The sequence below is a fragment of the Acinetobacter sp. ACIN00229 genome, assembly GCF_016106645.1.
Lineage (GTDB): Bacteria > Pseudomonadota > Gammaproteobacteria > Pseudomonadales > Moraxellaceae > Acinetobacter > Acinetobacter oleivorans.
The window spans coordinates 228,087-240,267 of sequence record NZ_JADWOM010000004.1; the positions used below are offsets into that span (position 1 = coordinate 228,087).

General features: G+C 34.8%; 12 protein-coding genes and 1 riboswitch. Of the genes, 8 read left to right on the forward strand and 4 right to left on the reverse strand.

Going from position 1 to position 12,181, the window contains the following annotated elements; translation table 11 throughout:
• Positions 1-263 precede the first annotated feature (263 nt).
• Entirely contained in the window at positions 264-1,106 is an 843-nt protein-coding gene (locus tag I7H67_RS05445) for a sugar phosphate isomerase/epimerase family protein (RefSeq protein WP_198307302.1), read from the forward strand.
• Between the two features lie 79 nt (positions 1,107-1,185).
• Positions 1,186-1,803 carry a LysE family translocator gene (locus tag I7H67_RS05450; RefSeq protein WP_198307303.1) on the forward strand — a complete coding sequence of 206 codons (618 nt, stop codon included), beginning with the start codon at positions 1,186-1,188 and terminating at the stop codon, positions 1,801-1,803.
• A gap of 208 nt (positions 1,804-2,011) precedes the next feature.
• On the opposite strand, the gene I7H67_RS05455 is transcribed toward I7H67_RS05450, so the two are convergent.
• Positions 2,012-2,650 (reverse strand): TetR/AcrR family transcriptional regulator, encoded by a 639-nt coding sequence (locus tag I7H67_RS05455; protein WP_171496089.1) that lies wholly within the window; start codon positions 2,648-2,650, stop codon positions 2,012-2,014.
• A 308-nt stretch (positions 2,651-2,958) separates the two neighbouring features.
• Here I7H67_RS05455 and I7H67_RS05460 point away from each other — a divergent pair, with 308 nt between their 5' ends.
• The 3 genes from I7H67_RS05460 to I7H67_RS05470 all read left to right on the forward strand — a co-directional run bounded on the left by I7H67_RS05460 (position 2,959) and on the right by I7H67_RS05470 (position 5,949).
• Positions 2,959-3,420, forward strand: a complete 462-nt coding sequence (locus I7H67_RS05460) for a GFA family protein (protein ID WP_171496088.1) — start codon at positions 2,959-2,961, stop codon at positions 3,418-3,420.
• Positions 3,421-3,480: 60 nt separating this feature from the next.
• Positions 3,481-4,812: an oxygenase MpaB family protein gene (locus tag I7H67_RS05465; RefSeq protein ID WP_151768819.1), complete on the forward strand. Its 1,332-nt coding sequence runs from the start codon at positions 3,481-3,483 to the stop codon at positions 4,810-4,812.
• 657 nt (positions 4,813-5,469) lie between these two features.
• Positions 5,470-5,949 (forward strand): hypothetical protein, encoded by a 480-nt coding sequence (locus I7H67_RS05470; protein WP_151768178.1) that lies wholly within the window; start codon positions 5,470-5,472, stop codon positions 5,947-5,949.
• Between the two features lie 573 nt (positions 5,950-6,522).
• Here the strand turns inward: I7H67_RS05470 and I7H67_RS05475 are convergent.
• Positions 6,523-6,756 carry a hypothetical protein gene (locus I7H67_RS05475; RefSeq protein WP_003651015.1) on the reverse strand — a complete coding sequence of 78 codons (234 nt, stop codon included), beginning with the start codon at positions 6,754-6,756 and terminating at the stop codon, positions 6,523-6,525.
• Positions 6,757-7,175: 419 nt separating this feature from the next.
• Entirely contained in the window at positions 7,176-7,607 is a 432-nt protein-coding gene (locus tag I7H67_RS05480) for an SRPBCC family protein (protein ID WP_151768179.1), read from the reverse strand.
• 229 nt (positions 7,608-7,836) lie between these two features.
• On the opposite strand from I7H67_RS05480, the gene I7H67_RS05485 reads away from it, so the two are divergent.
• Positions 7,837-8,910: an alpha/beta hydrolase gene (locus tag I7H67_RS05485; protein ID WP_171496066.1), complete on the forward strand. Its 1,074-nt coding sequence runs from the start codon at positions 7,837-7,839 to the stop codon at positions 8,908-8,910.
• A 32-nt stretch (positions 8,911-8,942) separates the two neighbouring features.
• Here the strand turns inward: I7H67_RS05485 and yddG are convergent, their stop codons facing one another.
• The gene (gene yddG, locus I7H67_RS05490) at positions 8,943-9,869 is read right to left on the reverse strand and encodes an aromatic amino acid DMT transporter YddG (RefSeq protein ID WP_198307304.1); all 927 of its coding nucleotides are present in this window, start codon (positions 9,867-9,869) and stop codon (positions 8,943-8,945) included.
• Positions 9,870-10,072: 203 nt separating this feature from the next.
• Here yddG and I7H67_RS05495 point away from each other — a divergent pair, with 203 nt between their 5' ends.
• Complete coding sequence (locus I7H67_RS05495) at positions 10,073-11,023, forward strand: 3-hydroxyacyl-CoA dehydrogenase NAD-binding domain-containing protein (protein WP_198307305.1); 951 nt, start codon at positions 10,073-10,075, stop codon at positions 11,021-11,023.
• Positions 11,024-11,307: 284 nt separating this feature from the next.
• A riboswitch (guanidine-I (ykkC/yxkD leader) is annotated at positions 11,308-11,403 on the forward strand.
• A 28-nt stretch (positions 11,404-11,431) separates the two neighbouring features.
• Positions 11,432-12,172: an urea amidolyase associated protein UAAP1 gene (locus I7H67_RS05500; protein WP_198307306.1), complete on the forward strand. Its 741-nt coding sequence runs from the start codon at positions 11,432-11,434 to the stop codon at positions 12,170-12,172.
• Positions 12,173-12,181 lie beyond the last annotated feature (9 nt).

Consider the following 12,181-nt stretch of genomic DNA (forward strand, 5'->3'; position numbering starts at 1 on the left):
TTTGAATAAATATGAAAAACTAATATAAAAATTTTACAAGACAAGTAGTGCATTGATAAATTTTAATTAATTTAATTTGGATAAAATATTTTATAAAATTGTAATATTTCCTCCGTATAAAAGGACGTACAAATCTGTATTGTTGTTCCTGATAATAAGATTATTCACTTAGATCATTATTAATAGGGATGAATTATTAACATTGGTCATCAATCTAATGATTTGACTGTGATTGAAATATTAATTTAAATTAGGAAAAAATCATGAACACATCAAATTACCCAAGTTTCGCTACTGGGATTGCGCACCAACAGTATCTTCCAGCTGAAGAAGGCATTCTAAAAGCGGCAAAAGATGGTTGTACTCATTGGTATGTGGATGGAAGTTTACATGGCGAAATGGTTCCCGATTGGTCTTCTGAAAGAATCGAAAATATAAATAGTTTAATAAAAAAATATAATGTTCAACCAATTTTCCATGGTAATTTTAAAGCTCCACTAGGTAGTGATGTTGATTATTTAAGAGAAGCTGCTGTGGAATATGTTAAAAAAGAAATTGATATTTCTGCAAAAATTGGAGCACCTTTAATTATTCATGGTGGAGGGATTGTTGAACCCAAAAAAATTGTCTTAGCCAAACAGAAAGCTTTAGATAATTTTATTAAGTCCGTAAAAGAGCTAGCAGAATATGCTAAAGATAAATCTGTAGATATTTATTTAGAAAATTTATCAAATTATAAATTTTATCGCCCTTTTTATTATGTTTTTACACATATGGAGGAATATGATTATGTGTTTGATAATATTAATATTAATAATGATAATGTCTATTTCTTCTTGGATGCTGGTCATGCAAATATTGGAGAGGGTGATCCAATAGAAATTGTTAAAAAATATCATAAAAAAATTAAGGCAATATCGTTCAGTAATAATAATGGTGAACAAGATCAACATTTTAGTATTTCGCGTGGTACTGTGAATTTTACTGAATTCGTTGATATTCTAAATAAAAGTAAATGGAAAGGTATTGTTGCATTTGAAGTTCGAGACAAGAGTACTCGTGATTCTATTAAAGAGTTATCAGATGCATCATTAATTACTGTATAATTGAAAATGGCCTCCTGTTTTAATTATCAGGAGGTGTTTAAATATTTTAAAAAATTAATAACTTAATAGGATGTAATAGGTGAGTGGTCTTATAGTATTCATTACAATAGCTTTTTTAACGTTATCTAGTCCAGGTCCAGGTGTCCTATTTACAGTGACTAACTCTATAAATTATGGTGTAAGAACTTCATTATTTGGTATCTTGGGACTAATAATCGGAATGTTTGTAATTGCTGTTATATCAGCAAGTGGGGTTGGCCTCATTATTACTAGTAATCCTGCAGTCTTTACTGTTTTAAAATATATTGGTGCTTTTTACTTAATGTATTTAGGATATAAAAATTTTATAAACAAACTTCCTTCCGAAACAATCTTAAATAAAGAGTCAACTCAATCCAATGTGAGTAAGGCTAAGTTATTTTATCAAGGTCTTTTTGCATCTTTATTAAATCCTAAAACTATTGTTTTTTTTATTGCACTATTTCCTCAGTTTATTGATATTAAAAAACAAATTATTTATCAATTCTTAATTTTATCCCTAACTTTTTGTTTAATTGGTTTTTTAATTCATTTGGCTTATGCAAATTTCTCTTCTATATTTAAAGAAAAAATGCTTAGTGGAAATAATTTTGAAAAATTAAATAAGATTAGTGGATGTATATTCTTTTTATTAGCTGTTCTTTTAATTTTGCAATAATTTTTATATACAGAATGACGAGGTTTATAAAAATTTTCACCTGGTTTTAAACCTAACTGAATTTTAGTCCCAGCATGTCGAAAGCTGGGCTTTTTAAAAGTCTTAGTTCTGATTTTCTGAGTATTCTTTTATAAGGATACACAGCTCATATGATCAATTGCAATGTGAATGTTGGTATCTGTGTGAAAGTCCTTTAAGGCCTTAATTGTTATTTTAGTTGGTCAAATTTGTTTAAGGAAAATAAAGGAACTGCTTGATACATAATAGCATCAATTAGGTTATCAATGTCAGTAGTGTGAGAATCTACTTGACCATCAATAATAAGATGACTCAACCCATGGACAAGCCCCCAAGCATGTATAGTGCCAATGGTGACCTGTGCATCTTCGATAGGTTTGTCTAATATCAACGCTATCCCATAACATATTCTATTGTACGCGGATTGGGCTGCAGCTTGAACCTCTACGTTTTGGCTGATGATAGATAAGCGTCCATACATAAGACGAAAGAGTGTAGGATTTTGACGTGCAAAATTAATATATGCTTTACCACCCGCTAAAAAACGCTCGATGAGATTGGAATGATTTTGTATGGCAGTTTCTTGCACATCGGTTAATCGCTTAAATCCTTCAATAGCTAATGCGGTAAGTATTTCATCTTTATTAGCAAAATGCCGATAGATAGCATTAGCCGTGACACCTACTTGTTTTGTTAATTCACGAAGACTAAATTCCGTACTCTGCCTCAATTCTAATATCTCTAACCCTGCAGCAACAAGAGCCTCGCGCAAATTGCCATGATGATAGTTTGAAGAAATTGCATTCCCAAGCTTCGTCGATGTTGACAAGGTATACATCCTCCTACATTATATGATTAATGATGTGTATGCCGTACACATTATGGTAGTACACCAATGATTATCGCTAGGGATTAGAATATCTTCAAGCTTAAATTGTCGGGCATTAATCTTCAATTCACACTAAATAAAGGCTTTCCTCATGTTGTGTAGGCTTTGAAATAAGCTTGGGTTACATAAACAAAGTACCACACCATTAAAGGTACAAAACAGTGGGCAGGATGGGGGGCGAAGTGCGGCATTTGCAAAGTTACGGAAGTCGTAAATTTGATTTGATTACTAAGTATAGGAATTTAAAAATGATTCATCAATCGTGCGCATGCAGCTGCGGTCACTCTACATTTGCTGTAAAGGGGACACCATTATTACGGTTCATTTGTCATTGTGAAATTTGTCAAGCCATTTATAAGCAACCTTTTGCTGATGTCACTGTTTTTTTTGCAAATGACATTAGTTTGCCCGAAGAACATAGCATTCAGTTTAAGAAATATCGTTCTTCGCCAGCTCTGCGTCGAGGCTTATGTTCAAAATGTCAGGCTCCTGTAGTTGGGTTTCTTGATACTGTGCAATTCGTTAAGCTCGTATTTGTGCCTACTCAGAATTTTCCAGTGATCGACTCTTTACCACCTGTGCGAGCTCATACTTTTTATCATCGACGATTGCAGAGTATCCATGATTCAGTACCTAAGATCAGTGGTTTTTTGTCCAGTCAACTTTTTGTTACTAAAGAGCTTTTTATTAGTTTGTTTCATTCGAAATAGTCTGCAGCATCACATCAAATGATAGTTTTGGCTTAAAGCAAATCGAGGTTTTTAATCATTATGAACACATCAAATATTACGGCTGATGAACACATTCAAGAACTGTTGGTGGATCAAAAAACTGCCTATAGCGATAAACTACTCGACACAGCAGAAAAACGTATTGAGCGTTTAGTTTTGAAGTTTAACAATGGCGTTGATCCTTTAACTTGGGAATCAAACAGTCACTCGGATCCGTTAGAGGTACGAATCGCACGAGCAAAAGAGATTGCATCTCATCCTGCAAAAAACATAGCACGCATAGAACCTGAAATGCTAGATTTAGAACCATGGAAACATATTGGTGATCCCTTGGCGGAGGCATTGATCTTAGAACTACGACAAAAAAAGATGATGACTCGGGATATATACGCTGCTGCCAGAAAGCTTGAGTCTGAAGGTAACGAGTCGGCACGTAAGTTCTTTGAAGATGTTGAGTTTGTACCATCTTGGGCTGACTTTGAAAAAATGCGCTTGGGTGCAACTTTGGGGTTGCGCAATCCATTAGGCTTGATGTTTAGTGTTCATGGTTCAATGGCTATGACTTATGTTACACCGAATGTAGCACGTGTAATGGCATTTACTGGACGACTTGATAAAGCAGGAGATTTTCCACGACGATACTGGGAAACAGCGACAGGTTTTGTAGGAGCATTAGATGTTGCCGGAATGAAACCTTTAGGACCGCGCTGGGAGATCTGGGTGCGGATTAGGCTCATGCACACAATGGTTCGAATGGGAATTTTAAGTAGTAAAAAATGGAATCCTGAGTGGTTCAATCCAATTGATCAATTGACCACAGCAGCTGGGGTATATGCCTTTGGACAATATCGCATCAATATAATTCGTGCTCTAGGAACTAAAGTTAGTGAAGCTGAACAACAAAGCTATAATTTAATGTGGCGTTGGGTTACACGGATTTTGGGTGTTGTGCCAGAACTGCTTGGTACAAATGATGATGATCAGAAAGTATTGGATTATTTGCTTTATCAATATTTGTATACTGTAAGTCCTGAAGCAATTGCTTTGACTGATGCAATGATTAACGGGTTAAGCCAAATACCACTTTTTGGTATGTCGCGTACAATGCATGCAGCGATGGTGAGTTATTTACTATCTCCTAACCACACCGCCCCGAGTAATAAAGATATTGCACATGATCTTCAAGTAAAAGTTCCTTTATGGGCAAAACTTGCTACACCTTCTTTTGTAGTAGGATTAAAACTAGCGAATCGTTTTCCTCAATTGCCTGGAATTCGCAATATATCTGACAAATATGCTCTGCAACTATTTGATCAACTTATTAAAAAGCAATTGGGTGCGAAAAAAGCGGATTATCGAACGAATGTTTAAGTGTTTATTATGTGATTAAGCTTTTTGAAAAGATAATTTAGATTGGAATCAAAATTATCTTTCAATTGTGCGCATGGATCTTCTTTACAATAAAATGCAAAGGGCCCTAACGATTTTAATCCAATTTGAAGATAAAAATGACAATGTTTCTGAGAGTCAACTGCTAAAATTCGATTTTCATAATCTAAAATATTTAAGTTTCAAATAAATAGAATGAATATTAGAAGCAAAGTTAACAATACTTTCCTTAGAGTTTAGCAGTCCTTTTAAAACCCACTTTTTTGTACCATTTGGTTTTCATACCGATTGGGTAGAAATTAAATAAAAATATTACTGTGCATTCTGTTATCAGGATGCACAGCTCATACGATTAACAAAAATGACAGTATGGGGGTGAAATCATTATAAAAGACATTCAATTTTTAAATGATTCTTAATAACTTTCACTTGAGATAGGCAAACTTATTAATTTGATTTAAATATATATTTAAATTTTTATTATTATATTAAGTTGTATTTTAGGTGGGGGAGCTTAAAAAATATACCAAATGATAAAATTTCTCTATTGCCAATAAACTGAATAAATATTTTTACAATCAATATTATATAAGGATTTAATTTGTGAATAGAGTATAGTTTTCTATTTTTCCACTATATATGTCATTCCTATATAGATGTTCTGCTGAAGACAAAAATGTCAACTCAATAACTATTACACTAGACCAAGTTTCTGCTAGTAACATTACTCATGAAGTAAATACGGAAAAAGCTTATAAGCAGTTTTTTCTTCTTTCAAAAGATTTAAATTTTGATAAAGATTTACATCAGTTAGAAGCGGTATGGCCTGGTAAATTAGTCTTGTACAACAACTGCTTATCCATTCTAGTGAAAAGCGATAAAGAAACTATTCATACCTTAGTAGTGCCTAAGAACTATGAAATCATATTTGATGATCAAAATAATATTGCTGGACTTAAAGATAGTAAGTCAAAAGAACAATACAAATTAGGTGAATCATTGTTATTAGGAGGCTTGGCTATAGATAAAGAAAAAATGAAATCGAATAAAAATATACCGAGTTATTGTGAGCTAAGATTGGCACTACCGGGAGACATTAAAAATGATAAAACTAAGTAGTTTGTAAAGAAAATTATTATCAAGCATATTAATTAGTACATCCCTTTACTTCTTTGACTGATGTAACAGCTAATGTTGATTATCTTCAAAAAAGTACAATATCTCTTCAGAAGAAGCGAATATGCGAGTTGATTTACAAAATGATGTGTTAGCACTTTCTTAAAAGCTAAATCAGGCTAATGATCTAAGTATGCAGATATGTATATTCAACATCAACCTGTGTATACAATTATAGTTTTATTCGCTGATAATAGTGATCAAAAAGATTTTCTTAAATCTCTAGATCCAAAAATGGGTACAAATAAAAAAGCAAAAAAAATCTAGAAGAGTTTACTCAAAAGAGTTAGATGATATTAACATTGCCCTTAATCGATTAAATATTATCTACACTTCAGTTTGTGGTTTAGAGTCACAAAAGTTTTTGATTACTGTCGAAAACGAGTCAGTAATCAACTTAGTGAAGCAAATTCTACCTAAAGCTAGAAACGGTGAAGTGACAATTGTGGGGCACCTTGTAATTAATTAAATATATGAATATTAATGATTTTAATGACCAGTCATTGGGCTTTTTATTCATTCGAGTTCAAGTTGATCATCATCTTTAGTGACTTTGATCTTCATCTTTTTATATTTACGTTTATTTGGATCTAAAGCAGAGTTTGTTACTTCATCAGCAAATTTTGGATTCTGCATGAGTTTGGCATAGGCTCTGTAACCTATACGAATTCGGGTAGGGGGACAATCTGTTCTTTTGGAATAATATTCAATAAGTGAATTTAATTCCTTTAACAAACTTTGATGTTCCATTGGATTGATTATTTTCTATTAATTAGTAAGTTATTTTTAGCATACTAAACTTTAGAAAGTTTCTAAAGATCTTGTTGATATACATTACATTTATTAAATGTGATTTGAATTGCACTAATTTTACATGTAGTGATTTATTTTACTTTTTATTGAAGATTTTTGATTTCTTTTTAATCAAATAGTCATAATTAAGGGTTAAATTAATTTTAGAAAAAGAAAATAGATAGAAGATTGCCACGAACAAGAACTATTTAAGCAATTTTCTCAAACTGTAGTATTCAGCTGACTTTAACGAGTCGGCTTTTGTTTTTGTGGTTAGGTTCTCTAATTTCCTATTTGTATAAATTGATGCAGCAGTTCATCCATAGATCTCTTTAAAAATAAAAGCCCGATAAAGGGCTTTTTATTTTATATCTTGATTAAAACTTGAGTTTTTTAAGCCCACGACTCACACCATTTTGTAAGGCTGCCTTAATAATCGGGCCAATAAAAGGAACGCGACCTTTAAAGCTAATGGTGTAATCCAAACGAGTACGGTTATTTCCCAAGTCAGTAAATTTCATTACACCACGGTGACCCTTAATTGGGCTAATTCCGCTCGTGATTGCGTATTCGATCAGTTCATTTTCTTTATAGACTAAATTTGTTTCTACAAATGAAGGGGTGAGTGGAATAGACATTTTGCGTGCAGAGCCAACACCATTACGGGCGTCTTTGCCGTTGCTAATACGAGTCACTTTAGCTGGAGCGAAAAGTTTGCTTAGGTTTTCATGTTCACTCAAGACTGCAAAGACCTTGTCTACGGGTGCATCAAATTCTTGTACGATGTTGATTTTTTGAGTTTTTAACATCTTATTTCCTCTGAAAATAATTTTGACATTGGTGATTGTCAGTTTTTGGATATTATCACGCTTTGGGCAATGGGGGAATTCTACTTCATCGGAGTTTTAAGACTTCAGCACTCAGACCCTGAATTTATCAATTGACCTAAATACTAAAACATCTGCTTTAACCTAACATGGTTAATTAAAATTTAAACGCCTAATATCTATGCTTGGGATAAGAACGAGTACAACAAAAATGAATGCTGTTCAACCAACAAAGCCCGCAGGTGTTATGCGGTATTTAATAAGTAAACTGAGTGTAATAGGCCTTGTAGTCTGTGTTACAAGTGCATCTGCCGCTAAAGAAATAAAATCAGGAGATTCGGCAATGGGTTATCAAAATCAAGCTGCTTGGCAACAAATTGAACAATTTCTTCCTCAAGAATTTCATATTCCTAAAGACCAGTTACCAAAAGAAGAATGGTGGGCTTGGAATGGTAATAACATCCATTTGGATACTTATCGAAATCCAAATGCAAAAATTAAAGTGATTTTATTTCATGGTGTAGGTACGAATGGCCGACAAATGTCGATGATTTTAGGTAAACCATTGGCTGATCGGGGATATGAAACAATTGCAGTCGATATGCCGGGCTATGGTGTCACTCAAGTTAGCAAAGGCAAGGTTATTAGCTATAACGATTGGGTGCAGGCTGGTAGTGATTTAATTGATATTGAATTAGCAAAAGATAGTCGTCCGGTTGTGCTTTATGGCTTAAGCGCGGGTGGAATGCTGACGTATCACGTTGCAGCTAAGAATAAAAAAGTGAAAGCAATTGTAGGAATGACCTTTCTTGACACAAGTAGTCAGAAGGTTACAGACACTGTAGCAAGTAACTTATTTATGAGTCGAGTAGGGACACCAATTGCGCATTTGACTGCAAAAACACCTCTGGCCTCAATGCGGATTCCAATGAGCTGGGCAAGTAAAATGAGTACCTTGGTGAATAATAAAGAGGCTTTAAAGGCTTTTATGAAAGATAAAACCTCGGCTGGTAACTCGGTTTCACTCACATTTTTAGACTCATATATGCATTACAAACCTGAAGTGACGCCTGAAGAGTTTGATGTGTGCCCAGTCTTGTTAACTCAACCGGAAAAAGACCGTTGGACTCCACTTGATTTAAGTACACCATTTCTTAGCCGTATTCAGAAGGTACCTGTAAAAAGCGTAATATTGGAAAATGCAGGGCATTACCCATTAGAGCAACCGGGTTTATCTCAAATGGTTGATGCCATTGATAACTTTTACAGTACTACGGTGAAATAACGAGTAATTGTGACCCGTTTTAATTCTGCTCGTTACGGTTTTTTATTTCTTAATTTTTTAAAGAAAGGTTGAATCACAGACCAGTTGGTTGAAATCCAGCAAATAAATGAACCAGCCGTAACCATGGCTGTTCCTTGCCAAAAGCTTAAGGACAATTGAGTTTGTAAAACAAACATCGCCAAAATAGATGAAATAATAGGGGTGAAATAAGAGGCAACCACAAGCATGGTAATGTTTCCATGAATGATGCCAATGTTCCAAGCCGCATAACCAAAACCCATGGCAGCAGATGCCACTAAAAGGGTGATGACTGCTGGAATATCGATTGATGGAATAGCGAATTGCCCCGAGACAAGCAGCTTGAGCCATAAAGTGAGCGCGACACCAACAAAGAAAATGGAAATTGGATTTTGCCCATTACTCATTTTTTTAGTGATTACACAGTAAAAAGCCCAGATGATGGCACCTGTAAATGCCAAAATATAGCTCAGTGGGTTGCTGTGAAAATTATCGACAATACTATTTAGACTAAAATCACCGCTTCCAGTTTGAATAAAAATAATGCCAGAAATTGAAATAAGTAAGCCAAGAATAATAAGAAAATTAAACTTTAATTCCTTAAAAATCACGAAAGCCAAAACCGTTAAACTCGGCCATAAATAGTTAACAATACTAATTTCAATTGCTTGTCGTGCCGTCTGAGAATAAGCAATCGCAAATGAAAAGCACACTTCATAAGCCACAAATAGAATTGTGCCAAATATTAAGTATTTTTTAGAGATCTGTTTAAAGTCTGGGACTTTGAAAATGGCCAGTAACAGTAGCGCACTTAAAGAATAAATAAGCGTAACACCTAGCTCAGGTCCAAGGGCGGCACTAACTTGCTTCATCAGACCGACCAGAGATGCCCACATGAGAATGGCACTTAAACCAATCAATGTTGCTAGATTTTTTGACATAAAATTCAGTAAATAACGGTTAAAAAATGGTAAAAGATTAAGTTGTACTAATGAAAGGAATCAATTTTCAAGCTAAGGAATATAGGACAAATTATATAAAATATAAACAATTAAATTTATTGATTGGTTGAATCTGCTATGTTTATTTAGCATTAAATTGAGTAAAGAAATTTCGAATAAAACAACATTTTTACGAGGAAAATATGGAAGTCATTAAAACGGTTGGTGTTGTTGGAGCTGGTGTAATAGGTGCAAGTTGGACGGCCTTATTTTTATATAAAGGATTTAAAGTTAAGGTTTACGACCCGTATCCTATAGATGAAGCGGTCTTTAAAAATAGAATATCTGCAAATTTAAGTGATTTATTGGCTTTAGATCAAAACGCTGAACACGCTCATACTCAACCAGATGTGCTGCTTCATCTGGAAATTTTTAATAATTTAAAAGATGCAGTCTCAGACGTAGATTTCATTCAAGAAAATGCCCCTGAACGTCTCGATATAAAACAAGAGCTATATAAAGAAATTACAGCATATTGCCCTCAACATACTCTTATTGCTTCAAGTTCATCGGGCTTAAAAGTGTCTGATTTTCAAAAAGAGGCACAACATCCTGAACGTATTTTATTAGGTCATCCTTTTAATCCACCTCATCTTTTACCTTTGGTCGAGATTGTTGGTGGAAATTTGACTGATCCTCAAATTTTAAAACAGGCTTCTGAGTTCTATAAACAACTTGGCAAGAATCCAATCGTTTTAAATAAAGAAGTAAAAGGGCATGTCGCAAACCGTTTGCAGGCTGCGTTATGGCGAGAAGCCTTTTCATTGGTTGAACAAGGCGTGTGCTCTGCCGAAGATGTCGATGTCGCGATTACTAGTGGCCCAGGTTTAAGATGGGCGTTATTTGGTCCCTACATTAATATGCAGCTTGCCCACCAAAAGGGGTTTAAAGAGGCAATTCATCATTTAGGCCCACCAATGACAGAATGGTGGAACGATATGCATGCATTTCAACATTCAGATGAGACAGCAGAGTTGTTGGAAGCAGAAACCAACCAGCTTTTAACCCAATATAAAAATATCGATTTATATCAAACCAGAGATAAAGGTCTGGTCGATATCTTAAAGCTTAGACAGCAACTTAAGTTAGATTAATTCAAACTCTTAGAGTAGAGCCAATCATTTTACTGTAGAGATGATTGGCTTTTTGTTAGATCAATAAGAAAAACATTCCTAATTAAAATTGCTGTGCATTCGTTAATTGTTACTCAAATATCTATAAAGACAATTACTGCGGTACTGATGCTTTGAAATGCACAATTTTTAGTGCAGCTTTTTATTTTTGAACTTAAATTGCACCTAAACAGCTCAAGTTTAGTATTACTTTTAGCCAAAAACGTAATACTAAGCTGGCATGTCCTTTGCATAGTCTTAAGCAATCAAAAGTGATCTAGGGTTCCGATACTTTATGTATGACTGGACCGAGAGTTCACGGTTCCTAGCGAACTACACGGAGGGATAAAAGCCCGGGAGGAAGTCTAAAACTATCCGACAGGAGTAGCTATGAACACTGCAAGTTATCATAACAATCAGGCGATTTGGACCGAACTTTTACCTGGCGGACATCACTGGTCAGGTCGTATTCAAAAGGGAAGTATTCTTAGATTTACATCGCTAGGCGCTCAGGCAAATGTTTCTTTGTTTTGTGTAAATGCTGCCGATGTGCTTGAACGTTTTAACATGCCTGACAGTTTAAAAGGGCAACACACGGCCTATTTAAAAGCTTCCAATGTGCTCTATTCAGACCTAGGCCGTGTGATGGCTTCCATTGTTCATGACGATCATGGTTGGAATGATGCGCTTTGTGGCCCAAGCCGACCTGAGCAAATTGAAAAGCAATTCGGCAATCGCACATTTCAAGATGCCCGAAATGATATGTACCAAAACGGCTTAGACAGTTTACTCATTGAAATGTGTAAATACGGACTTGCCAGCCAAGACCTGAGTGCCGCCGTTAACCTATTTTCTAAAGTTGTGCCAGATGAAAACGGTGCTTTGTCTTATGTCGGTTCTGATAACACTGATCAAAGCATTGAACTGCGCTTTGAAATGGACTGTTTAATATTTTTATCTGCTGCACCGCATGGTTTAGACACCAGCCCAAGCTATCAACCTGCCGATATTCAACTTAGTTTATTTAAAGCCAATTCTCTAACAGACAGCGATATTTGTCGTGATGCATGTTCGCAAAATCAGCGTGCGTTTCAAAACACAGCCCGCTACTACGCACTTAGCAATATTTAAATCAGGAGA

Excerpts from the sequence above, each read along its gene's own strand:
- I7H67_RS05445 (WP_198307302.1), top strand. The coding sequence starts at position 264 with ATGAACACATCAAATTACCCAAGTTTCGCTACTGGGATTGCGCACCAA.
- I7H67_RS05460 (WP_171496088.1), top strand. The coding sequence starts at position 2,959 with ATGATTCATCAATCGTGCGCATGCAGCTGCGGTCACTCTACATTTGCT.
- I7H67_RS05465 (WP_151768819.1), top strand. The coding sequence starts at position 3,481 with ATGAACACATCAAATATTACGGCTGATGAACACATTCAAGAACTGTTG.
- I7H67_RS05470 (WP_151768178.1), top strand. The coding sequence starts at position 5,470 with ATGTCATTCCTATATAGATGTTCTGCTGAAGACAAAAATGTCAACTCA.
- I7H67_RS05475 (WP_003651015.1), bottom strand. The coding sequence starts at position 6,756 with ATGGAACATCAAAGTTTGTTAAAGGAATTAAATTCACTTATTGAATAT.
- I7H67_RS05480 (WP_151768179.1), bottom strand. The coding sequence starts at position 7,607 with ATGTTAAAAACTCAAAAAATCAACATCGTACAAGAATTTGATGCACCC.
- I7H67_RS05485 (WP_171496066.1), top strand. The coding sequence starts at position 7,837 with ATGAATGCTGTTCAACCAACAAAGCCCGCAGGTGTTATGCGGTATTTA.
- yddG (WP_198307304.1), bottom strand. The coding sequence starts at position 9,869 with ATGTCAAAAAATCTAGCAACATTGATTGGTTTAAGTGCCATTCTCATG.
- I7H67_RS05495 (WP_198307305.1), top strand. The coding sequence starts at position 10,073 with ATGGAAGTCATTAAAACGGTTGGTGTTGTTGGAGCTGGTGTAATAGGT.
- I7H67_RS05500 (WP_198307306.1), top strand. The coding sequence starts at position 11,432 with ATGAACACTGCAAGTTATCATAACAATCAGGCGATTTGGACCGAACTT.